The sequence below is a fragment of the uncultured Cohaesibacter sp. genome, from assembly GCF_963556055.3.
Classification (GTDB): Bacteria; Pseudomonadota; Alphaproteobacteria; order Rhizobiales; family Cohaesibacteraceae; genus Cohaesibacter.
Genome location: NZ_CAUVYE020000013.1, coordinates 587,330 through 609,453, shown reverse-complemented (window position 1 = coordinate 609,453; position 22,124 = coordinate 587,330). Strand labels below are relative to the sequence as shown.

Genomic DNA, 22,124 nt, shown 5'->3' with positions numbered 1-22,124 from the left:
ATCTGCCGCTTTTTCCTATTCGTTTCAAACTGTCGGTCCGGGACGCTATCAGACGAAGCGGTTGACCCAGTTTTCCAGTTTTTCCTGCTGTCCCGAGCGGGGTTCGGGGTTGATGCCGTCCTTGAGAACGCGCTCGGAGATGCTTTCCAGAGTGCCGTTCGCGAGCATGTCCTTGTTGACATCCTTGTCCCAGTCCGCATAGCGGGCTTTGAGAGCATTTTCCAGACCACCATCTTCAAGCATGGCGTAAGCTGCCTTGAGGCCGCGCGCACAGATATCCATGCCGCCGATATGGCCCGCGAGCAGATCTTCGGGATCCAGCGACTGGCGACGCAATTTGGCGTCAAAGTTTGTGCCGCCGGTCGTGAAGCCACCAGACTTGAGAATGTGGTAATAGGCCAGGGCGACTTCCGGCACATTGTTCGGGAACTGGTCCGTATCCCAGCCGGACTGATAGTCGTTGCGGTTCATGTCGATGGATCCGAGCATGCCCTCGGCTGCCGCAACAGCGATTTCATGTTCGAAGGAATGACCGGCGAGGATTGCATGGCCTTGTTCCAGGTTCAGCTTGACTTCGCCTTCCAGACCATATTTGCGCAGGAAGCCGATGCAGGTGGCGGCATCATAATCATACTGATGCTTGGATGGTTCCTGCGGTTTTGGCTCGACCAGAATCGTGCCCTTGAAGCCGATCTTGTGTTTGTAGTCGACGACCATGGCGAGGAAGCGGCCCATATGGTCGAGTTCTTTGCCCAGATCCGTATTAAGGAGGGTTTCATAAGCCTTCGCGACCACCCCAGAGCACATAGTTCTGGCCGCCGAGACGATGGGTGGCATCCATGCAGCTTTTCACGGTCGCCGCGCTATAGGCAAAAACGTCCGGATCGGGGTTGGTCGACGCGCCAGACATGAAGCGGCGGTTCGAGAACATGTTGGCCGTGCCCCAAAGCAGTCTGGTCTTGGAGCTTGCCATTTTTTCTTCGAAGTAATCGACGATTTCATTCAGGTTTGCGAGGCTCTCGGCAAATGTCGCACCTTCAGGGCGTACATCGACATCGTGGAAGCAGAAGAAGGGAGCACCGAGCAAGTCGAACAGTTCAAACGCCACGTCGGCTTTCAGCTTGGCCTTGTCCATGCTGTCACCGAACCATGGACGATCAAAGGTGCGGCCGCCGAACGGATCACCACCTTCCCATGCAAGGCTGTGCCAATAGGCCACCGCGAAGCGCAGATGGTCTTTCATGCTTTTGCCGCCCAGCATTTCGTCCGGGTTGTAATGATGGAAGGCAAGCGGGTTGTCGCTGTCCGGGCCTTCATACTTGACTTGTGAAAGAGAGCCGAAAAAGTCTGTCATAATCAGAGATCCTTCAGAGATGAATAGGCGGCTGCATATCGGGCATAGGCGCTCTCGAAGCTGCCCTGCAGGGCCTGATTTGGAGTAAAGCTTTGTTCTATCGGGGGCATCGTGCAAAGGGTGGCGGGATCACCCTGACTATCGGCAACCAGTCCCATCCGCGCGGCACCGAAGGCACCACCGAAATCTCCGGCCTGTGGCCTGTCGATTTGTTTGTCCAGGATCGTGGCCAGAAGCGTGAGCCAATAGTCTGACGAAGACCCGCCTCCCACTGCGATAAGGCGATCCAGTTTGGTGCCCGCCGCTTCAAGGGCCTTGATCCCGTCTTTGAAGGCGTAGGAAATGCCTTCGAGAACGGTTTGGGTCAGAGCTTGCCTGTCATCGGGGTGGGACAAGCCGATCAGGGCGCCGCGAATGCCCGCATCATTATGCGGAGTTCTCTCGCCTCCCAAATAGGGGAAGAAGAGGGACGATCCGGGTTCCCGGATTTCATCGCCAAGGCTTTTGGTCAGGTCTGCGGCTTTTGATCCAACCAGATTTGCATACCAGTTGAGGGCGTCTGTGGCTGCAAGGATGACGGCCATGTGACACCAGTGATTGGCCGTTGAATGGCAGAAGGTGTGAACGGCGCTTTGCGGCAAGGGGCGATAGCTGTCTATCGCTGCATAAATGACGCCGCTGGTGCCCAGTGAAATGAAGGCATCGCCTTCGCCGACAATCCCGGTTGCAAGGGCCGAGGCGGCATTGTCACCGGCTCCGCCAGCTACAATTACGTCCGAAGACAGCCCCCAGCGCTCGGCAACTTCCTTGCGGATCTTGCCGGTACTTGCCGTGCTTTCTGCAAGGGATGGCATGGCCGAGCGATCAAGATGGGTTGCCTTGAGCAAATCGTCTGACCATTCACGTTTGCCGACGTCGAGCCAGGAGGTGCCGGCACTGTCAGAATAGTCTGATACATGGTTACCGGTCAGCCAAAGGCGCAAATAGTCCTTGGGAAGAAGGACCTTTTTGATTTTCTCGAATATGTCGGGATTGTTCTTGTGCATCCAGAGAAGCTTGGGTGCCGTAAAACCGGGGAAGACGATATTCCCCGTGAGATCCCGAAAGCCGGGTGTTTCATCAAGTTGAGCCGCTTCCTTGTGGCTTCTTGTGTCATTCCAGAGGATGCAGGGGGCGAGTGGTTTGTCCGCCTCGTCCAGCATGGTTGCTCCATGCATTTGCCCCGAAAGGCCGATGGCCCGGACCTTTTTAAGGGCATCGGGATTTGTTTTTGCCAGACTGTCCAGCCCGTCGGACGTTGCCTTGATCCAGGTTTGTGGATCCTGTTCGCTCCAGCCCGAGGCTGGACGCGAAACCGAGAGAGCCTGATTGGCAGACGCAATGATCTGCTGATCTTCGGACATGATCAGCAGCTTGACACCGGAGGTGCCAAGGTCAATTCCCAAATACATTTTTTTCCTCCCGAGAGTCCCTATTGCTACAAATGCCTTAGCTGATCGGGCCTGATAAACAGGGATCAATTGTTGCTTGAGATATTATTTTAGTTTGTAAAATAAATCAATGTTGCAACTTTGCCAATCCACCATTCCGTGGAAGCGGAAGGCAGAAAGGACATCATCAATAGGAATGAGATGGTCTCAGGAATGTGCGTCGCTGTTACCCAATTGATCGATGGAGAGGCGGACAATTTCTTCAAGGGCATAGGCTGCGGCGCCCTTGGCCCACATCATGTCACCCCATTTGTGAACGCGAATCTCGGGCTGATGATGGCCTTTTTGAATGGTCGAATTTCTGACGATGTCAAAGACCGCCTGAGCATAAAGATAATCAAATCGCATCTGCTCGCCAGAAAGAATGACCAACGAGGGGTCGAACAGATTGACCAGATTTGCAAGGCCCATGGCGAACATGCGACTTGCCCGGTCAAAAATGGATTTCGAGGTTTGATCGCCGGCTTTTGCCGCATCATAGAGCTGAATCAGGCGGTCTTCGTCGCTGATGGACTCTTCCCATTTTCTAAAGAGGCTGGCTTCACGGAGGAGGGCATAATCGGCGACATAGGCTTCCAGACAGCCGCGCTGTCCGCAGCGGCAAAGGGCTCCCTCCGACTGGACCTTGGTGTGGCCAAATTCTGCGCCAAAGCCCTGCGTTCCTCTGAAGATCTTGCCATCAAGGACAATGCCCAGACCAAGGCCCTCTTCAATCGTGACGACGAGAAAATCAGGCACATCCTTGCCAAAGCCGAACCAGAGTTCGGCCATGGCAACCGAGTTGGCATCGTTTTCGACGAAAACAGGCATGGGAAGGCTGTCTTGCAACAGATATTTGAGGTTGATTTCCTGTTCCTGAAATAGTGGACACCAATCCACGAACCCGGTGGTTGCCTGAACTGTGCCGGGAATGCCGATGCCGATTGCGGAAAGATCCTCGGGTGCCATGTCTGCGTCTTTGGTGACTGCGTCTATGACCTTGGGGACGAGTTCGAGCAGAGTCTGGCGCGAGAGCGGAGGGCGGGGCATGGGCACCTGGGCCCTGCCCAGTTGATTCCCCTCAAGGTCCAATATCACCGCCGTTACCCACCGTCCCGTCAGTTTCATGCCAGCCACGATATGCTCTTTGCCATGCAGCTTGAGATCAACCCTTGGTCGTCCTCTCTTTGACTGACCCGGTTCCACAACGCGTTGAACCTCTTCAATCAGGCCTGCTGCGATGAGTTCTGCGGTGATTGCTGTCACGGTTGCCGGGCTCATTCCGGTTGCATTGGCAATATCAATGCGTGCCATTTGCAAGTTGTTCCGGATGTGGGAGAAAACCAAATGCCGCCCTTGGCTTCTTTGTTCTGTAATTTGTGGTGTTTTTTTGATTGTTTTACGCATTTGGTCTGACTTTAGTTGTGGATCTATTCATTTTGAAGTCGCTGACATGGCTTAATACTAAAGATTTACTTCAAAAAGCGCATGCTCAATTGGTCTTTATCCCTCATAATAGTGCATTTTTAATTCGACGGGCAAATTAATTGATGATATTTTCGTGTTGGGCAACCTTTCCATTTCCGGTTGTCTTACTTTGGGAGGAAAAAGGAAATGAAGAAAAGTCTATTGTTGGCCGCTCTTTTGAGCGCGTCCATTCTAACGCCAGCTTTGGCGAAAGATATGGTTGTTGGCGTAAGTTGGTCAAATTTCCAAGAAGAACGTTGGAAAACTGACGAAGCAGCCATCATGAAAGCTCTGGAAGCCGGTGGTGCAAAATATGTGTCTGCGGACGCCCAGTCATCGTCATCCAAGCAGCTCAGCGACATTGAAGCCCTCATGGCTCAGGGCGTCGATGCATTGATTGTTCTGGCTCAGGATACCGAAGCGATCATTCCTGCGGTGCAAAACGCTGCCGATGAAGGCATTCCGGTGATTGCCTATGACCGCCTGATCGAAGACGACAGGGCCTTCTATCTGACTTTTGACAATGTCGAGGTCGGTCGCATGCAGGCTCGTGCCGTGTTTGCCAAGGCGCCAAAAGGCAATTATGTCATGATCAAGGGCTCTCCTACCGATCCAAACGCAGATTTCCTGCGTAGCGGACAACAGGAAGTCATTGATGCTGCGGTCAAGGCCGGTGACATCACAATCGTTGGTGAAGCCTATACAGATGGTTGGCTGCCAGCCAACGCACAGCGCAATCTGGAGCAGATCCTGACAGCCAATGACAACAAGGTCGATGCTGTGGTTGCTGCCAATGACGGCACCGCCGGGGGTGTTGTTGCTGCTTTGACGGCTCAGGGCATGGAAGGCATTCCTGTCTCCGGTCAGGATGGTGACCATGCGGCCCTCAACCGTGTTGCCAAAGGCTTGCAAACCGTTTCCGTCTGGAAAGATGCGCGTGATCTTGGCAAGGCAGCCGCTGAAATCGCTCTTGATCTTGCCGGTGGCAAGTCGATGGATGATGTTGAAGGTGCTGAAAAATGGACGTCGCCAAGTGGCACGACCATGACAGCCAAATTCCTCGAACCGGTTCCGATTACCATGGACAATCTCACCGTGGTTACCGATGCTGGCTGGATTCCGGTTGAAACACTCTGTCAGGGTGTCTCGAACGGACCTGCTCCTTGCAAATAGGATCGGGCTGGTTGCTTTCAAATCTCTGAAATCCAATGGCTCTCACCGCTTTGCGGTGGGAGCAATCTCAATGCTCATGCTGGAGAGCGGTAGATGGCTGATAATGCGGGCACCCGCGACCTGCCCAAAAGAATGAGCCGGTCCATTTTTGATGTCATGGAAATCGACACACGATTGCTCGGGATGATCGGAGCATTCATTGTCATTTGTGTCGTGTTCGATGTCTGGACTGGCGGTCGTTTTCTCACGCCTCGAAATCTGTTCAATCTGACAATCCAAACCGTTTCTGTTGCGATCATGGCGACCGGAATGGTGTTTGTGATTGTCACGCGCCATATCGATTTGTCGGTTGGTTCGCTCCTTGCTACCTGTTCGGCCGTGATGGCTGTGATACAGACAATCATCATGCCCAAATGGATCGGGGTCGAGTTCGGTAATCCGATTATTGCCCCTGTTGCCATTCTTGCAGGTCTGGCTGTTGGGGCGATTATCGGTGCGTTTCATGGTTGGCTCGTGGGCTATCTGACGATTCCTGCCTTTATCGTCACGCTTGGTGGTCTGTTTGTCTGGCGTAACGTAGCCTGGCATCTGACCGATGGTCAGACGCAGGGGCCTCTTGATCCCTATTTCAAAATGCTTGGAGGCATCGACGGAACCCTTGGTGAGACGGGGAGCTGGTTGCTTGGTGTCGTCGCCATTCTGTTTACGATCTATCTGATGATCAGTGCGCGGCGGAACAAGATTTCTCACAGCTTTCCGGTCAAGCCCATTTGGGCTGAATTTGCCATTGGTGCGATTTTTGTCGCCGCAATCCTCGGATTTGTCTGGACCCTCAATTCTTACGATGTGCCTGTGGGACGCATCAAGCGCCTGTTTGAGGCGCGTGGTGAGGTTTTGCCCGAAGGCTATTCAGAAGGGTATGGCGTTCCCTATTCGGTCATCATCCTGATCATTGTCGCAACGGTGATGACCGTCGTCGCGCAGCGTACCCGATTGGGACGGTATATTTTCGCAACGGGTGGCAATCCCGAGGCGGCCGCTCTCTCTGGTATCAATACCCGACTTCTGACCGTCAAGATCTTTGCGATCATTGGTGTGTTATGTGCGCTTTCTGCGGTGGTGGCTTCAGCACGCCTCAACTTCCATTCCAATGATATCGGCACACTGGATGAATTGCGCGTGATCGCGGCAGCGGTTATTGGCGGAACTGCACTTTCCGGTGGAGTGGGCACCATCTATGGTGCCATTCTGGGAGCGTTGATCATGCAGTCCCTGCAATCGGGCATGGCGATGGTCGGGGTCGATGCGCCCTATCAGAATATAGTGGTCGGTGTCGTGCTCGTGATCGCGGTGTATGTCGATATTGTCTATCGCAAGCGAACGGGGGATTGATTCATGGAAACTTTTGACAAGACTGCTTCGGTGCCCTTGGTCGAAATGCGGAATATGCGGCTGTCATTCGGGGGTATTCATGCGGTTGATGATGTCTCGATTGATCTTTATCCCGGGGAAGTGGTCGGGGTTCTCGGTCACAACGGTGCGGGCAAATCCTGCCTGATGAAAATGCTTTCCGGGGCCTATCAGCGCAATGCCGGCGAAATCTATATCAATGGCAAGCTGGCTGACATCAGCAATCCACGCGATGCCCGCAACTATCATATCGAAACCATCTATCAGACACTGGCACTTGCGGACAATCTGGATGCGGCATCGAATCTGTTTCTAGGTCGCGAGATGGTGAATAGAAGCGGTCTTCTTGATGATGCCTATATGGAAGCGGAGACCCGCAAGATCATGGGGCGCCTCAATCCGAATTTCCAGCGCTTTTCGACGCCGGTTTCCTCTTTGTCAGGGGGGCAGAGGCAATCAGTGGCGATCAGTCGGGCGGTTTATTTCAATGCCAAGATCCTGATCATGGACGAGCCGACTGCGGCCCTCGGGGTTGAAGAGACCAAGATGGTTGCCGATCTCATTCATGAGCTTAAGGCGCAAGGCTTGGGCATTTTTCTGATCGACCATGATATTCATCAGGTCAAAGCCTTGTGTGATCGAGCGGCGGTTATGAAGAATGGCCGTCTTGTCGGTGTCGTCAAAGTGGATGAGGTGAGTGAGGATGATCTGCTCGGCATGATCATTCTGGGCAAGAATCCCAAGGACGAGGAAGCTGCCTAGGTCTGGGACTGCAAACGCAAGCCCTAAAGCCCGCACATCCGAACTGGGATTGGCGGGCTTTTTTCCGTCTTGTGACCAAAGAGCATTCGGTCATGTCTCAGGACCAGCTTATGGACAGGTCTTCCTTGAAGGCAAAACGTTCGAGGTGCGAGACGACGATCCCTTCCGCTTTCCTGACATCTTCTTGCGTCTCTGCGCTCAGCCGCATGAAAAGAGTGTTGTCTTTTGCTTCCAGAATACAAACGGCCATTGGGAAGTTGATTTTTCCTTCTTCAGGCGTGAAGCTCGTTTCTACCTTGTGGCCGAAATGCTTGCAGAGTTGCTGAAGATACTTGCTCGCATTTTCCGTTGTCACCGTGGTTTCTGATGTGAATGCCATATTAATCCTGTTGGGTTTGCCAAAATGAGCGCAGACATCTGTCAGGTCAGGACAGAGCGCGGGCTCGTGCCGTGTTGCTTTTTGGTCCATTTCTAAAATTGTGCCAGATGCGATAGATTTCAAGCAGCGCAAGCGGCACAAAATGCACGAGTGCACCACCTGGGCCGTGGCTGACGGTTATCCAGTGGATGAGCGTGAGGATTGCCGCGACATAGACAAAACGCTGCAAGGTCTTCCATGAGAGGGGGCCCATCTTGCGGATCGAGAAGTCATTGGAGGTGATGGTAAGGGGCACAAAGATAAGGAAGGCGAGCCAGCCGGTCCAGATGCCGAGTTTGACGAAGTCAGCGGCAATCGCGGACAGGGAGCCAAGATCAATCACGTAATAGAGTGTGTGAAGGGCGGCATATCCGAAGGCGGCGACACCGAAATAGCGTCTGCGTCTCATGAGCCAGCGAATGAAAGCCGCTTTGGGGAACAGCAGTCTGAGCGGCGAGAGAATCATCGAGATGATCATGAATCGCGCAGCGAACTCCCCGGTCGGATGAAGCATGCGTCCAAGATCATTGCCTCCAAGGGCATAGTTGATCATTCCAACAGAGGGCAGGGCCAATATGATCCAAATGAAATATGGCGAGTTGAAAAAAGCGGCTACTCTGGATCTGTTTGACATGCACGTTTCCATTTTCATCGACAAAGGCGTTGTTAAGTCAATGCAAAGACTGCATGCGACTTGCGACAAGTGTTCAATAACAGCTATCTAATCACTGCCATCACTCGCTGCCACGTTAAATTGGTATCAAAGTGTATCCGCAAGGTTCGACAAAAGGGTTTCCCGCAAAAGGCAGGAAGGTCGACTGTCTGCCTGTATCCATTGGTCAAAAATACTAACCATTTGCCATGTGGATTCAGACCTGCCTTGTCATGTATTCATTGATAATTGCTTTTAGCTGCGGCTGGTTTGGGATAGTTTTATTCGGCCTGAGAAAGTCGGGCAACTGAATGATCGTTGGGTGAGAGTAGAAGAAAGTCAGTTCTCAATGCGTCGCCATATGATGATATCCAAGCGTTTTGCTCCGCTTTTCTGGACGCAATTTCTCTCGGCCTTCAATGATAACTTTCTACGTTATTCACTTGCTTTTCTCATTCTCTCAAAGCTTGCTGGCGAGCAAGCGGCGTCTCTTGTAACGCTGGCCGGTGCGCTGTTCATGCTTCCATTTCTTCTGCTCTCCGGTTTGGGTGGAGAACTGGCGGACCGATATGACAAGAGCCTGTTGGCGAGATATCTCAAGCTGGCCGAGATCGGTGCTGCCATTGTCGCGGTTGTTGGGATCGCCTTATCATCCATTTGGCTTTCGATGCTGGCACTGTTTCTGTTCGGGGTGATTTCCGCCCTGTTCGGTCCGATCAAATATGGCATTCTGCCAGATCTGCTTGGCCGCAAGGAGTTGCCAGTTGCCAACGCATGGGTCGAGGGCGCGACGTTCATTGCAATTCTCGGAGGGACGATCGCCGCGGGCTTTGTTGCGTCAGAGACGCTGGACGTGATCCTGTTCGGGCCTGTCATGATGGCGCTGGCGATTGCCTGTTGGCTAGCCAGCCGACAGATCCCGGCCACTGGTTTCAGCAATCCGAATCTCGATGTCAGGCGCAATATTTTTGCCTCCAGCCTGGGGCTGCTGGTGGAACTGAAGGCTGACAAGCGCCTTTGGCGCTCTGGTCTGATTAGTTCCTGGTTCTGGTTGCTGGGCGCCCTCATGACAGCGCTGATGCCAAGTTTCGTGCAGCAGGTTCTGGGTGGAAGCCCGCTCATCGTCACGATCTATTCCGTTGATTTCGCCGTTTCTGTCGCAATCGGGTCGGCCATCGCTGCCTGGTTGTGTTCAGGACGTGTCGTTCTTCTGCCTGCACCCTTTGGCGCTGCGCTTGTTGCCTTTTTCTGCATGCAGCTGGCGTGGGTGCTGGGCAATGTCGATGAACCGATTGTCGCAGACAATATCTTTGAATTCTTCTCCCATTCCGTTGCCTTGCGCGTCGGGCTTGATCTCTGTGGGCTGGCGATTTCAGGGGCATTGCTTGTCGTTCCAGCCTTTACCGCGGTGCAGAGCTGGGCAAGACGTGATCATCGTGCGCGGGTTGTTGCTGCGGTCAATATTCTCAATGCCGGCTTTATCGTTGTCTCTGGGCTTGTCGTTGCTCTGATACAGAGCCTTGGCTTGAGTTTTTCCCATATTTTCATTTCGCTGGCGATTGCCAATGTCGTTGCGGCCTGGTTGATGGTGCGCTATCTGCCAACCAATCCCTTGTGGGATCTGGTCAATATCCTGTTTCGGGCGCTGTCCCGGCTTGAGGTCGAAGGGCGGGAAAATCTCGACAAGGCTGGCAAGTCGCCTATTTTGGCCTTCAATCATGTGAGCTTTCTCGACGGGCCGCTGGCGATGGCGCTTACGGAAGAAGAACCGGTTTTTGCGATCAATGAGAAGACCGCAAAAGCCTGGTGGATGCATCCCTTTCTGCGCTTTTTCCGCTTTCTCGTGCTGGAACCGTCGCAACCGGTTGCGACACAAGCTGTGATCAAGGCCCTGCAAAGCGGTCATCCGCTCGTCATTTTCCCCGAAGGGCGTGTGTCTGATACCGGCAGTCTGATGAAGGTCTATGATGTTGCGGCAATGGCGGCAGACATGGCTGGGGCCATGGTCGTTCCCATCCGGATCGACGGGTTGGAGCGCAGTTATTCGTCCAAAATGGATGCCGGGCGGGTCAAGCGACAGTTTTTCCCCAAAGTCAAGGTGACCATTCTGGAACCGGTCAAACTGACAGTTCCCTCTGGGCTCAAGGGGCGCGACCGACGCATGGCGGCCGGTGCGGCTCTGCAAAGAGTGATGTCTGAGCTTGTTTTCCGGACAACCAACGTCAATCTGACCATCTTGCAGAAAATCATAGAGATTGGTCGGGGTGTCGGCATGGGGCGCAATGCGCTGGAAGACCCATTTTCCGGTCGCCTGAGCTATGGCAGGTTGCTCACGGGAACCCGGGCATTGGCGCAGTGCCTTTCCCACAGATTTGGCGATAGTGAGCCCAATATCGGTGTGATGCTTCCCACGGCCAATGGCACTGTGGCGGTCTTCCTTGCGGTGATGTCAATCGGCAAGGTTCCCGCCATGCTCAACTTCACTGCGGGCAGCGCCAATCTCATTTCTGCATGCAAGACGGCGCAAGTCAAAACCGTTCTGACCAGTCGCGCATTTGTGGAGCAGGGAAAACTGGAGTCCGTGATCGAGGCTCTGTCCGAACATGTGAAAATTGTCTGGGTCGATGATCTGAAAGAGTCCATCACGCTTTGGCAGAAGCTTTCCGGTTTGTGGAACCGAAAACGCCCGATGGTCCAGCGCGAAGCAGATGATACGGCCTTTATTCTTTTTACCTCAGGCTCGGAAGGCAAGCCCAAGGGCGTTGTGCTGACACATCGGAACATTCTCGCCAACATCGCACAAGTGGCAGCCATCATTGATTTCAATATGGGTGACAAGGCCTTCAGCATGTTGCCGATGTTCCATTGTTTTGGCCTGACCGCGGGGACTATCCTGCCGCTCATCCGCGGGGTTCCTGCCTATTTCTATCCTTCTCCGCTGCATTACCGGGTGATCCCGGAGCTGGTGTATGGTGCAAATGGCACGATCATGTTCGGAACAGACACATTTTTGAACGGCTATGCGCGTACCGCTCATCCGTTTGACTTCCGTTCCGTTCGCTATCTTGTGGCTGGGGCCGAGCCGGTCAAGGCTTCGACACGGGAGATCTTCATGGAGCGGTTCGGTGTGCGGCTGCTCGAAGGCTATGGTGTGACAGAGACATCGCCAGTGCTTGCCCTCAACACTCCGATGTATTCGAAGGCGGGCTCTGTCGGGAAAGCCTTGCCGGGGATTGAAACCCGCCTTGAGCCGGTAAGCGGGCTTAAAAAAGGCGGACGCCTGTTTGTCAGGGGGCCCAATGTCATGGCCGGATATCTCGACCCAGAGGTGCCCGGCAAGATTTTGCCGCCTTCCAATGGCTGGCACGATACCGGTGACATTGTCACGATTGATGAGGATGGATTCATTACCATCATTGGCCGGGCCAAGCGCTTTGCCGACATTGCGGGCGAGAAGGTTTCTCTGGCGGCAATCGAGGTGCTTGCTTCGGAATTGTGGCCAGGAAATCTCTCTGCGGCGGCGAGGTTGCCGGATGAGAAAAGGGGAGAGCGGATTGTTCTGGTCACCGATAATCCCAAGGCCGATCTGGTGGACTTCGCCCGTCATGTCCGCTCAAAGGGCGGGATGGACTTCATGGTTCCGTCCGAACTTGTGATCCGGGAGGTGCCGGTGCTCGGCACTGGCAAGGTTGATTATGCCTCGGTGCAGAAGCATGTCGATTCAATGGTTGCCACCAACAAGGTGCGATGAAACCTGCGAAAGCCTGCACTGGAATCCTGGATGTTTGGCCTCGATTTTGTCTTGCTTGTGATTTGAGTGGGAAAAAGCGGCATTTGTACCTATCCTTTTGTTTAGGCGTAATCCCTTTGGATAGAAACCTGATAAGATCGTCCGCGATTCAATGGCGTGCAGCTGCTTTGACTTTGGCCAGCGTGCACCTTTCCAATATTCCAAAAGGATTATTCTTATGGCTCTTGAGCAATTTGGCGTTATGCCGGACGGCACTCCGGTTGAGCGGGTTACGATAACTGGCGGTGGACTTAGTGCAAAAATTTTGTCCTATGGTGCTGTTCTTCAGGATTTGCGTCTTGATGGTTTCGAAAAGCCGTTGGTCCTTGGTTTCGAAACGCTGGAAAACTATCTCACCTACAAGTCCCATTTCGGTGCAACCGCGGGGCGGGTTGCAAACCGCATTTGTGATGGCCGTTTCGAGCTAGATGGCAAGAGCTATCAACTGGATATCAATTTCATTGAAAAGCACTCCCTGCATGGTGGCACGCACGGGATCGGTACGCGGGTTTGGACCTTTGACAAGATCGAAGCAGACAAGATTGAAATGTCTATCGATCTTGCCGATGGCGAAATGGGCTATCCGGGCAATATGAAAATCAAGCTGGTCTACAGCTTGTTGGCCAATGGTGTTCTGGATATCTTGATGACCGCGACGACTGATGCGCCGACATTGTGCAACCTTGCTCACCACAGCTATTTCAATCTGGAAGGATCTGCGTCGATTCTTGATCACGAGTTGCAGATCGACTCGAGCCGCTATACCGAGGTCAGCTCTGAGCTGATCCCGACCGGAAAACTCCTTTCGGTCGAAGGAACGACGCTTGATTTCCGGGCCAAGAAATCCATCGGTTCGGCTTCCAAAGTCACTCCCATCGACAACAATTTCTGCATTGAGGAAACCGCTGGCTCTCTGCGTCGTGTTGCTACTCTGTCAAGCGCTGCATCTGGGATCAGCATGGATGTCATGACGACAGAACCTGGCCTTCAGGCTTATGACGGTGTCAACATCAAGCAAGGTGCTCCGGGCCTTGATGGTCTTGTCATGGGCTCTCATTCGGGCTTTTGTCTGGAACCCCAGATCTGGCCCGATGCGATCAATCACGAAGGATTTCCATCTCCCATTCTGCGGCCTGATGAAGAATATTTGCCAGCACACGCAATATGTGTTCAGCAAAAGCTAGACTGGTTTGATGCAAATTGAAAAAAGAAAACCCGTGCAGGAAGAGATATCCTGCACGGGTTCTTTTTGGGGGGATGGCAAGGCGCAGGCTTCGGCTCAGGCTGCGGCAACCTTGTTGAGGAAAGCATCAATGACATTCCTCATGTCGGTTGCAACGCTTGCAACCGTTGCAGATGCCGCTTCTACCTCGTCTGCCGACTTCTTGGTTTGCAGGGTTGATGAGGCCACTTCTGCGATATTAGATTCGATTTCCATCGTGCCCTCGGCCGCCTGCTGGATGTTGCAGGAAATTTCGTTTGTTGACGCGTCCTGTTCCTGAATGGCAGCGCTGATAGCCGTTGTGTATTCGCTGATTTCACGCATCTTGTTGGCGATTGAGCGGATGGCGTGGACGGAGGTTTCTGTCGAGTCCTGAATGGTTTGGACCCGCGTCGCGATGTCTTCAGTCGCCTTGCCCGTCTGTGCTGCGAGATCCTTCACCTCTGCGGCAACGACGGCAAAGCCACGACCGGCTTCTCCGGCCCTTGCCGCTTCGATGGTGGCGTTGAGAGCAAGCAAGTTGGTCTGCTCGGAAATGTCCTTGATAAGGGACACCACTTCGCCGATCTTTTCGGCAGCGGATGCCAGTCCCGCGACCTTGGTGTCTGTTTCCATGGCTTCGGAAGAGGCTGCCGTGACCAGATTGTTGGTTCGAACAACCTGTTGGCCAATTTCTGCTATTGAAGCTGTCATCTCGGTGCTGGCCGCAGCCATCGTCTTGACATTGTCCGCCGAATGGCTGGACGCTTCATTGACCGAGCGAGCCCGATCCGATGTCTCGGAAGAAATCTGATTGAGCGAACCGGCTGATTGCTGCATGCGTTCCGCACTTTGTGAAACGGTTTGCAAGGATACTTGAATCTGCGAGCGGAATTCCTGCAACAAGCCATCGATCAATTGCTGACGCTGTTGCTGCTCAAGGAAATTCTCTTTTGCCTGCGCTTCGAGTTTCTCTTTTTCGAGAGCGTTTTCCTTGAAAATGGAAATCGCTTGACCCATTGCGCCGATTTCGTCTTTTCTTTTGCTTTTTGTAGCCTCTACGCTCAGATCATTCTTGGCAAGACGAAGCATGTCCGAGACGAGCCGTTTGAGCGGAAGCGAAACCATGTAACGCAGTGCGAAAATGAGTAGAAGGATCGTGGCCACGAAGAAGAAAGCTTTGGAGGCCAGGCTGGCCAGCGATGCTTCCTCCCTGGTTGTGTTGAGGTCAAGGCTGGTCTGGTTGATCTGGTCCGTATATTGAGCGGTCTGTTGATCCACCCGCGCCTTGTGCTTGTCGCTGTCCGCGATCAATTCCGCTCTCTCTGCGGCAACCTGTTGATCAAGCTGTTCAATCAGAGCTGCGGATTTCTTGCGCAAGGCGACCAGTTCACTGCTGTCGATCGCAACTTCCAGGACACCACGGCTGGCCTCTTTGGGGTCATGGCAGCTTTGGCAATCTTCGCTATTTTCCAATGTCAGATAGGAATAGGTGACCGGAATTGTCTGTCCATCGTCATTTTTCAGCTCTGAATCTATGCTTTCCTTGCCGGATCTGGTGCGCAGGGCTTTCAGAAAAACGGCCTTGCGCTCTTCAGGTATTGAAATTCTGTCCTCAACGTCGCGTTCTTCAAAAACGTCTGCTTCAACGAAGGTGTTTACGTCGACAATTGTCCTGTTGTCCCGGAATGCAAGATCGCCATCGGTTCGCCAAAGATTGATTGCCGCAATCTGCTCGTTTTCAAGCAGGGTATCAATTTGCTCAAGGGCTGAGGATGCCTCGCCGGACATCATGGCGTTTCTGACAAGCGAAGCAACAGAAAGAGAAATGCCTTGGCGCGTTCCCTCAAGTAAAGCCTGCTTGTGTTGTGTTTCAGCAGACAGTTGTTTGGCTTTCAGGGAGTGGGCCAAATTCTGAGTGTTCTCCTTGGATTGCAGAAGCCCGGACAGCAACTTCTGAATTTCGGAGTCCTTTTCGGCAACAATAGTATGGAGTTTGTCTGTCAGGACTTCGGTTTGCTCGTGGACACGGTTGCTAATCGAAGTGTTTAGGAATGTATCGGCGATGAATGCCAAAGAGACCATGGTCAAAACTGTCGCAATTATTTTTGCACTCAGTGAATTTATATGGCGTTTCATTCTCGTTACCTTTGTTGCCTGCTTTTTATGGCGGATTTCTGCGAAATTCACCTATTTATGATCGGTCTCTTTTATTACTGTTCCAAACAATAATTTTAATTTAATTAATATTGCCAAGTTTCGAGTATTTACTATGTGTGACGAATTGTTTTTGTCTGTTTTGTTTAAATTGTATTTGTTTTTCATTGTTCAAAATGACGATGTTTTTCGGTTTTTTGTTATAAATGGCTAAAATGGCGTTCTACATGCCGGTTTAAATAGAAATATTTTGCATCAACCTCGAAAGAGAGTTATCTACTGGCGCAAATTATTCTATAAATATCGAGGGCGTTCGCTTTTCGTAGGGGGTGTTGAAAATGGCAGTTGTTGATCTCAATTCGGATCTTGGTGAGAGCTTTGGGGCATATAAGATCGGCGATGATCAGGCGATGCTCTCGATCATCAGTTCGGCCAATGTTGCCTGTGGTTTTCATGGTGGGGATCCGCTTGTGATGCATGACACCTTGATGACTGCTCGCGACAATGGCGTGAGTGTCGGTGCTCATCCAGGCTTCAATGATCTATGGGGATTTGGCCGTCGCGCCATTCACGGAGATCGGCCAGAAGATATTGAAAAGCAAATGATTTATCAAATTGGGGCGATCCAGGGAATGGCGACGGCGCTGGATATGCGCGTCGGGCATTTCAAGGCTCACGGGGCTCTGAACAACATGGCGGCTGTTGATTTCGATCTCGCCATGGCGACGGCGAAGGCGGTCAAGGCGGTTGACCCTGACATGATTTATGTGGCTCTGCCGGGGAGTGAAATGGAGCGTGCGGCAGAAAGTCTCGGGCTATGTGTCGCACGAGAGATTTTTGCAGATCGTGCCTACACCGATGACGGAATGCTGGTTTCCCGCAAGTTGCCGGGAGCCATGATCGAGGATGCTGAAGAGGCTGCGCGGCGCATGGTCGATTTTGTGGAGACCGGTACGATCGAAAGCATTACCGGCAAGCGTATTCCGGTTGCTATCGATACGATCTGTGTTCATGGAGACAGTGCTGCTGCGGTGTCTATGGCGACAAAGGTCAGAGAGGCTCTGGTTTCGGCCGGCATCGCCATTCGGCCGATGGTGGAGAGCCTTGGGAGATCGTAATGGCTGTCAGATTCCTTCCGTCAGGCGATAGTGGTCTGACCATAGAATTCGGCCTGCATATTGATCGGAACCTCAGTCGCCAGATCATGGCCTTACGGGCGGCGGTGGACGATGCCAAGCTTGTCGGAGTGATCGAGACCGTGCCGACTTATCGGTCTTTGCTTGTGCATTATGATCCAACTCTCATCAGGCAGGCAGAGCTGGTGGCGATGATCGAGCCAATGATTGCCCATCTTGGCGAACAGGATGGCCACGGGGCCAGACTGTGGCGTTTGCCGATTTGTTTCGAAGCTGATTTCGCTACCGATCTTGGCCATGTTGCCGAGTTCGGCCAGATGGATGTTGCAGAACTCAGAACCATTCTGACCGGTACCGATCATTTCGTCTATATGTTGGGGTTTGCGCCAGGCATGCCCTATATGGGAGACCTGCCGTCACAGCTCAATATTCCGAGGCGCAAGGCTCCTGCTCTCGATATTGCCAAGGGCTCTGTTCTGGTTGCAACGGGGCTGACGATCATCTATCCGGCGGTGAATCCATCTGGCTGGCATGTCGTGGGGCGCTGCCCTGTCCCCATGTTCGATCTCTCTCGCGATGAGCCTGCGCTTTTGTCTCCCGGTGACATCGTGCGGTTTCGAGATGTCGGGTTGTCCGAATTCTCCGAGATTGCGGATCGCATCGAAGAGGGATCCTATCCACTGGAAGGGGAGAATATCTGATGTGTCCTGCTTTGGAAGTGGTGGAGCCGGGGTTGATGACAACGGTTCAGGATTTTGGGCGGTATGGTCATCAGGCGCAAGGCGTGCCGGTTTCAGGGGCGCTTGATCCGGGCAGTCTTCGTCTGGCCAATGCCTTGGTGGGCAATGATCAAGGTGCCGGGGGGCTTGAGATCCGGGTTCTGGGGCCAACTTTGAAAGTCGTTTCTTCCAGCGTGCGCGTTGCCCTTTGTGGTACTGACTGTGCCATCGAATTTGTGGGCGAGAGGCGAGTGCCGGTTGCCTCCAACAGATCCGTCCTTCTTCAGAAGGGACAGATCATCAGGATTGGCCATGTTTCCGACAGTGCGGTTTGCTATCTGGCCGTAGAAGGTGGTTTTGATTTGCCGCCGCTCTATGGCAGCCAGTCGACTTATCTTGCGGGAAAGATGGGGGGATTTGAAGGCAGGGCACTGCAAAAGGGCGATTGCCTGAAGCTTGCCCGCGATGTTGATGATGTCGAGATCATTCGTCTTTGTCCCGAGCCCTTTCTTCCTTCCCGAACAGGCAAGATCCGCGTTGTGCTTGGGCCTCAGGATGATTATTTCGGCACTGAGGCGATAACAGGCTTCCTGTCCCAGACTTACCGGATTTCCCAAGAGGCAAATCGCATGGGTGTGCGGCTTCTTGGTGAACCGATCGGGCATTTGAAGGGGGCCGACATCAATTCGGACGGAATCGTTACCGGATCCATTCAAATTCCTGGCAACGGCCTGCCGATCATTCTGCTCGCCGATCATCAGACAACGGGAGGCTATCCCAAGATTGCTACCGTTATTCGGGCTGATGTCGCGCGGCTCGGTCGTATGGTGCCGGGAAGTGAGCTTTCCTTTTTGAAGGTTGGGATTGAAGACGCAGAAGAGGCCGCAATTGCTCAGGATAACCGCATCAGGCAGGCCATCGCTTCCATTGTCTCGGTGACCGGAGAGGATGGACTTTATGATTATATGCTACAAAACAGCAATCTTGTGTGTGGTGCGGTGGCTGAATGAACCCTTCTGAGCAGGGTGGGGCGGGTGCTTGCTTGGTCAGTGTGTTATGACTGGCTTTTGCCTTCATTCTAAACTGGCATATTTGCTTGAAGGCGATTGATGGGCCATCAAGACGCCCTTCTCTCAAGCCTCTGCCAGTGTCTAGTCTTCTTCTTCCTCAGGCTGAAAATAGTCGGGATGCTCTTCGCGAATTCGGGGCATGATGTTGAGAATTTCCCTCAGATGGGTGTTGATCTCGTCTGCTGCCAGGCTCTTGTTCTTGGATTCAATGGCGTCAAGGATGCGTTTGTGGGCGCTGAAGGCCGTGTCGATGGCAAATGTCAGCGAAAGGAACCTCACCCGATCCATGTGGGCCTTGTTGTCTTTTATCAATTGCCAGGCAAAATCCACATCGCACCGATCACAGATTTCCTTGTGAAACTGATCGTCCAGGGCATGAAACAGTTCCGCATCGCGTGCGACGACCGTTTTCCTTTGTTGTTCAAGAAGATCCTTGAGGGCCTCGAGGTCTTCCTGCGTCAGTTTTTCGCAGGCGGTCATGATTGTCTTGGTTTCCAGTGCACAGCGGATGAAGCGGGCTTGTTCCACTGATTTCTTGGATATCAACGACACTGTTGTGGCGACTTGTGGTCGCATGGACAGAAATCCCAATTTCGACAGACGGTAGAAGGCATCTCGTACGGGTTGACGCGATACTCCAAGGGCTTTTGCGACATCGGCTTCTGATATTTTGGCCCCTGGTTGAAGTTCAAGTGTCAGGATCTGTCTATGAAGTTCATTGAAGACGGAATCCGCCACGGACATTCTGTTCAGTGGGGACAGGACTGTTTCTATGCTGGCTTTGGTCATTTTTTCACTCCGTTGGCTGAATATTACTGGCATATCAGTTTACAAGCAAGAAGTTCTGGTATATTAGTTTGCTAGTGACATGAGATTTCCCCTGAAGCCGACACGCGGGAGGCTGACTATGCTTAATCCAGATAGACTTTTCCCTGTTGAAGACAAAGCACGCGATCTGGCACGTGCCCTTTATGAAACTGTGCGTTCGTTGCCGATCATCAGTCCCCATGGGCACACCGATCCGAGATGGTTTGCTGAGAACAAGAAATTTCCAAACCCGGCACAACTTTTCATTACGCCAGACCACTATGTTTTCCGCATGCTTTGCTCGCAGGGCGTGAAAATGGAAGATCTTGGGGTGCCTCGCATCGATGGCGGATGGACGGAGACCGATGGCCGCAAGATCTGGCGCTTGTTTGCAAAGCATGCCTATCTGTTCCGCGCAACCCCGTCGCGGATGTGGCTGTCGCACGCCTTTGAAGATGTGTTTGGCTGGTCGGATTGGATAAATGAAGACAATGCGGATCAGGTCTATGATCACATTGCCGAGTGCCTGGAAAAGCCGGAGTTTTTGCCGCGGGCCCTGTTTGAGCGTTTCAATATCGAGGCTCTGGCGACAACCGAGTCGCCTCTCGATGATCTGAAATGGCATCGGGCGATTCGTGAAAGCGGCTGGGATGGCAAGGTTGTTACGGCCTATCGTCCGGATCCGGTGGTCGATCCGCACTATAAAGGCTTTGTCGACAATATCGAGAAATTCGGCGAGATTGCCGGCGTCAATGCCACGAGCTGGAAAGGGTATTTGGAGGCGCATCGTATTCGCCGGGCCTATTTCAAGGAAATGGGGGCGACGTCTTCGGATCATGGACATCTGACCGCGCGCACGGAGAATTTCTCCGAGGCAGAGGCGGAGGCCTTGTTCCAGAAGGCTTTGAAAGGGGAATGCTCTGCGGAGGAAGCCGATGCATTCCGTGGTCACATGTTGACCGAAATGGCTCGTATGAGCCTTGAGGATGGGTTCACATTGCAGATTCATCCGGGAAGCAATCGGAACCATTCCAATCCTGTGTTTGAAATGTTTGGATTGGACAAAGGTTTCGACATTCCGACACAAACAGATTACGTGCACGCGCTAAAACCATTGCTTGATGCCGTTGGCATGGAGCGGGATTTGAGAATCGTGCTCTTCACGCTTGATGAAACAAGCTATGCACGTGAATTGGCGCCTTTGGCAGGCGTCTATCCGGCGTTGCGTCTTGGGCCAGCTTGGTGGTTCCATGACAGCCCAGAGGGCATGCGCCGGTTTAGGGAGATGACGACGGAGACCGCCGGTTTCTACAATACCGTGGGGTTCAACGACGACACCAGAGCATTCTGTTCCATTCCGGCCCGTCATGATGTGGCGCGTCGTGTGGACTGTGCTTTCCTCGCCACACTGGTCGTCCAGGGACGGCTTAGCGATGACGAGGCATTTGAGGTCGCTTCTGACCTCACCTATCGGCTTGCAAAGCAAGCCTACCAGCTCTGAGAAGAGCTACTTCATGGAGGAACGAACATATGCTTAAAACATTGACCGCTGCACTGGTCGCTAGCGCTGCTATGCTTTCTACCGCAGTTGCCTGTGAAATCACCCTCAAGTCTTCCGATACCCATCCTGATGGATATCCGACTGTTGAGGCTGTCAAATACATGGGTCAGCTCCTGGAAGAACGCACAAACGGTCGCATTTGTGTTGAATTGTTTCACTCAGCTCAGCTCGGTGAAGAAAAAGACACCATTGAACAGACCAAATTTGGCGTTATCGATCTGAACCGTGTTTCTTTCGGACCTTTCAACAATATCGTTGAAGAATCCAAAGTGGTTTCTCTGCCTTACATCTTCAAAAATGTTGAGCATATGCACCGCGTTGTTGACGGCCCGATCGGTGAAGAAATTCTTGCAGCATTCGTGCCGCACGGTTTCGTTGGTCTGACCTATTTTGATGGTGGCGCTCGCAGCTTCTACAACAGCGTGAAACCAATCAAATCCATGGATGACCTCAAAGGCATGAAAATCCGCGTCATGCAGTCCGACATTTTCGTCGACATGATGACCGCAATCGGCGCAAACGCAACGCCAATGCCTTATGGTGAAGTTTACTCTTCCATCCAGACCGGCGTTATCGACGGTGCTGAAAACAACTGGCCTTCCTATGAATCTTCAGGCCACTATGACGTTGCAAAATACTACACTCTCGATCAGCATCTGATCGTTCCTGAAATTCTGGTCATGTCCAAAATCTCATGGGACAAGCTGTCTGACGAAGACAAAGCAACTGTTAAACAGGCTGCAAAAGACTCTACTCCGAAAATGCGTGAATTGTGGGCAGCTCGCGAAAAAGCTTCTGAAGAAAAAGTTCGTGCAGCTGGCAACGAGATCGTTACCGACATCGACAAAGCACCATTCATGGCTGCTATGGATGCCGTTTACGAAAAACATGTCACCTCTGACAAACTCAAAGATCTCGTAAAACGCATTCGTGCAACCGACTAATCACACTCTGGTACATGGCGTCCCACCCCAGGGG

The 22,124-nt window shown here is 52.7% G+C and carries 16 protein-coding genes and 1 pseudogene; 10 read left to right on the top strand and 7 right to left on the bottom strand.

Features of this window, described 5'->3' with window-relative positions; translation table 11 throughout:
- Positions 1 to 48: 48 nt before the first annotated feature.
- From xylA to ACHZB8_RS11440, 3 genes and pseudogenes are all read right to left on the bottom strand, one after another.
- A pseudogene (gene xylA, locus ACHZB8_RS11450) lies at positions 49 to 1,357 on the bottom strand (xylose isomerase).
- Positions 1,357 to 2,805 carry a xylulokinase gene (gene xylB / locus ACHZB8_RS11445; protein WP_316860448.1) on the bottom strand — a complete coding sequence of 483 codons (1,449 nt, stop codon included), beginning with the start codon at positions 2,803 to 2,805 and terminating at the stop codon, positions 1,357 to 1,359. Before xylB ends, xylA begins: the two are co-directional and overlap by 1 nt.
- 186 nt (positions 2,806 to 2,991) lie before the next feature.
- Positions 2,992 to 4,137: an ROK family transcriptional regulator gene (locus tag ACHZB8_RS11440; protein ID WP_316860446.1), complete on the bottom strand. Its 1,146-nt coding sequence runs from the start codon at positions 4,135 to 4,137 to the stop codon at positions 2,992 to 2,994.
- Positions 4,138 to 4,437: 300 nt separating this feature from the next.
- On the opposite strand from ACHZB8_RS11440, the gene xylF reads away from it, so the two are divergent.
- From xylF to ACHZB8_RS11425, 3 genes are all read left to right on the top strand, one after another.
- Positions 4,438 to 5,463 (top strand): D-xylose ABC transporter substrate-binding protein, encoded by a 1,026-nt coding sequence (gene xylF / locus ACHZB8_RS11435; protein ID WP_316860445.1) that lies wholly within the window; start codon positions 4,438 to 4,440, stop codon positions 5,461 to 5,463.
- Positions 5,464 to 5,556: 93 nt separating this feature from the next.
- Positions 5,557 to 6,855: a sugar ABC transporter permease gene (locus tag ACHZB8_RS11430; RefSeq protein WP_316860444.1), complete on the top strand. Its 1,299-nt coding sequence runs from the start codon at positions 5,557 to 5,559 to the stop codon at positions 6,853 to 6,855.
- A 3-nt stretch (positions 6,856 to 6,858) separates the two neighbouring features.
- On the top strand, positions 6,859 to 7,635 hold the full coding sequence (locus ACHZB8_RS11425; RefSeq protein ID WP_316860443.1) for an ATP-binding cassette domain-containing protein: 777 nt from the start codon (positions 6,859 to 6,861) through the stop codon (positions 7,633 to 7,635).
- Between the two features lie 97 nt (positions 7,636 to 7,732).
- Here ACHZB8_RS11425 and ACHZB8_RS11420 read toward each other — a convergent pair whose 3' ends face one another.
- Positions 7,733 to 8,014, bottom strand: a complete 282-nt coding sequence (locus ACHZB8_RS11420) for a DUF2218 domain-containing protein (protein WP_316860442.1) — start codon at positions 8,012 to 8,014, stop codon at positions 7,733 to 7,735.
- Positions 8,015 to 8,060: 46 nt separating this feature from the next.
- On the bottom strand, positions 8,061 to 8,687 hold the full coding sequence (locus tag ACHZB8_RS11415; protein ID WP_316860441.1) for a ferric reductase-like transmembrane domain-containing protein: 627 nt from the start codon (positions 8,685 to 8,687) through the stop codon (positions 8,061 to 8,063).
- Positions 8,688 to 9,054: 367 nt separating this feature from the next.
- On the opposite strand from ACHZB8_RS11415, the gene ACHZB8_RS11410 reads away from it, so the two are divergent.
- A complete protein-coding gene (locus ACHZB8_RS11410; RefSeq protein ID WP_316860439.1) occupies positions 9,055 to 12,456 on the top strand; it encodes an acyl-[ACP]--phospholipid O-acyltransferase in 3,402 nt (1,133 codons plus the stop codon).
- Positions 12,457 to 12,673: 217 nt separating this feature from the next.
- On the top strand, positions 12,674 to 13,699 hold the full coding sequence (locus ACHZB8_RS11405; protein ID WP_316860438.1) for an aldose epimerase family protein: 1,026 nt from the start codon (positions 12,674 to 12,676) through the stop codon (positions 13,697 to 13,699).
- Positions 13,700 to 13,774: 75 nt separating this feature from the next.
- Here ACHZB8_RS11405 and ACHZB8_RS11400 read toward each other — a convergent pair whose 3' ends face one another.
- The gene (locus tag ACHZB8_RS11400; protein ID WP_316860436.1) at positions 13,775 to 15,835 is read right to left on the bottom strand and encodes a methyl-accepting chemotaxis protein; all 2,061 of its coding nucleotides are present in this window, start codon (positions 15,833 to 15,835) and stop codon (positions 13,775 to 13,777) included.
- Between the two features lie 356 nt (positions 15,836 to 16,191).
- Here ACHZB8_RS11400 and ACHZB8_RS11395 point away from each other — a divergent pair, with 356 nt between their 5' ends.
- From ACHZB8_RS11395 to ACHZB8_RS11385, 3 genes are read left to right on the top strand one after another with little or no spacing between them, the layout of a single operon-like run.
- The gene (locus ACHZB8_RS11395; protein WP_316860435.1) at positions 16,192 to 16,971 is read left to right on the top strand and encodes a 5-oxoprolinase subunit PxpA; all 780 of its coding nucleotides are present in this window, start codon (positions 16,192 to 16,194) and stop codon (positions 16,969 to 16,971) included.
- The gene (locus ACHZB8_RS11390) at positions 16,971 to 17,690 is read left to right on the top strand and encodes an allophanate hydrolase subunit 1 (protein WP_316860434.1); all 720 of its coding nucleotides are present in this window, start codon (positions 16,971 to 16,973) and stop codon (positions 17,688 to 17,690) included. Before ACHZB8_RS11395 ends, ACHZB8_RS11390 begins: the two co-directional genes overlap by 1 nt.
- Entirely contained in the window at positions 17,690 to 18,718 is a 1,029-nt protein-coding gene (locus tag ACHZB8_RS11385) for a biotin-dependent carboxyltransferase family protein (protein ID WP_316860432.1), read from the top strand. Before ACHZB8_RS11390 ends, ACHZB8_RS11385 begins: the two co-directional genes overlap by 1 nt.
- A 141-nt stretch (positions 18,719 to 18,859) precedes the next feature.
- Here the strand turns inward: ACHZB8_RS11385 and ACHZB8_RS11380 are convergent, their stop codons facing one another.
- Positions 18,860 to 19,567, bottom strand: coding sequence for a GntR family transcriptional regulator (locus ACHZB8_RS11380; protein ID WP_316860430.1), 708 nt, complete (start codon positions 19,565 to 19,567; stop codon positions 18,860 to 18,862).
- A 118-nt stretch (positions 19,568 to 19,685) separates the two neighbouring features.
- On the opposite strand from ACHZB8_RS11380, the gene uxaC reads away from it, so the two are divergent.
- Both uxaC and ACHZB8_RS11370 read left to right on the top strand, forming a co-directional pair.
- Positions 19,686 to 21,086 carry a glucuronate isomerase gene (gene uxaC / locus ACHZB8_RS11375; protein WP_316860428.1) on the top strand — a complete coding sequence of 467 codons (1,401 nt, stop codon included), beginning with the start codon at positions 19,686 to 19,688 and terminating at the stop codon, positions 21,084 to 21,086.
- Between the two features lie 29 nt (positions 21,087 to 21,115).
- Positions 21,116 to 22,090: a TRAP transporter substrate-binding protein gene (locus ACHZB8_RS11370; protein WP_316860426.1), complete on the top strand. Its 975-nt coding sequence runs from the start codon at positions 21,116 to 21,118 to the stop codon at positions 22,088 to 22,090.
- The last annotated feature ends 34 nt before the right edge of the window (positions 22,091 to 22,124 follow it).

What these genes read in the sequence shown, in the direction of transcription:
- xylB (WP_316860448.1), bottom strand. Translation starts at nt 2,805, where the DNA reads ATGTATTTGGGAATTGACCTTGGCACCTCCGGTGTCAAGCTGCTGATC.
- ACHZB8_RS11440 (WP_316860446.1), bottom strand. Translation starts at nt 4,137, where the DNA reads ATGGCACGCATTGATATTGCCAATGCAACCGGAATGAGCCCGGCAACC.
- xylF (WP_316860445.1), top strand. Translation starts at nt 4,438, where the DNA reads ATGAAGAAAAGTCTATTGTTGGCCGCTCTTTTGAGCGCGTCCATTCTA.
- ACHZB8_RS11430 (WP_316860444.1), top strand. Translation starts at nt 5,557, where the DNA reads ATGGCTGATAATGCGGGCACCCGCGACCTGCCCAAAAGAATGAGCCGG.
- ACHZB8_RS11425 (WP_316860443.1), top strand. Translation starts at nt 6,859, where the DNA reads ATGGAAACTTTTGACAAGACTGCTTCGGTGCCCTTGGTCGAAATGCGG.
- ACHZB8_RS11420 (WP_316860442.1), bottom strand. Translation starts at nt 8,014, where the DNA reads ATGGCATTCACATCAGAAACCACGGTGACAACGGAAAATGCGAGCAAG.
- ACHZB8_RS11415 (WP_316860441.1), bottom strand. Translation starts at nt 8,687, where the DNA reads ATGTCAAACAGATCCAGAGTAGCCGCTTTTTTCAACTCGCCATATTTC.
- ACHZB8_RS11410 (WP_316860439.1), top strand. Translation starts at nt 9,055, where the DNA reads ATGCGTCGCCATATGATGATATCCAAGCGTTTTGCTCCGCTTTTCTGG.
- ACHZB8_RS11405 (WP_316860438.1), top strand. Translation starts at nt 12,674, where the DNA reads ATGGCTCTTGAGCAATTTGGCGTTATGCCGGACGGCACTCCGGTTGAG.
- ACHZB8_RS11400 (WP_316860436.1), bottom strand. Translation starts at nt 15,835, where the DNA reads ATGAAACGCCATATAAATTCACTGAGTGCAAAAATAATTGCGACAGTT.
- ACHZB8_RS11395 (WP_316860435.1), top strand. Translation starts at nt 16,192, where the DNA reads ATGGCAGTTGTTGATCTCAATTCGGATCTTGGTGAGAGCTTTGGGGCA.
- ACHZB8_RS11390 (WP_316860434.1), top strand. Translation starts at nt 16,971, where the DNA reads ATGGCTGTCAGATTCCTTCCGTCAGGCGATAGTGGTCTGACCATAGAA.
- ACHZB8_RS11385 (WP_316860432.1), top strand. Translation starts at nt 17,690, where the DNA reads ATGTGTCCTGCTTTGGAAGTGGTGGAGCCGGGGTTGATGACAACGGTT.
- ACHZB8_RS11380 (WP_316860430.1), bottom strand. Translation starts at nt 19,567, where the DNA reads ATGACCAAAGCCAGCATAGAAACAGTCCTGTCCCCACTGAACAGAATG.
- uxaC (WP_316860428.1), top strand. Translation starts at nt 19,686, where the DNA reads ATGCTTAATCCAGATAGACTTTTCCCTGTTGAAGACAAAGCACGCGAT.
- ACHZB8_RS11370 (WP_316860426.1), top strand. Translation starts at nt 21,116, where the DNA reads ATGCTTAAAACATTGACCGCTGCACTGGTCGCTAGCGCTGCTATGCTT.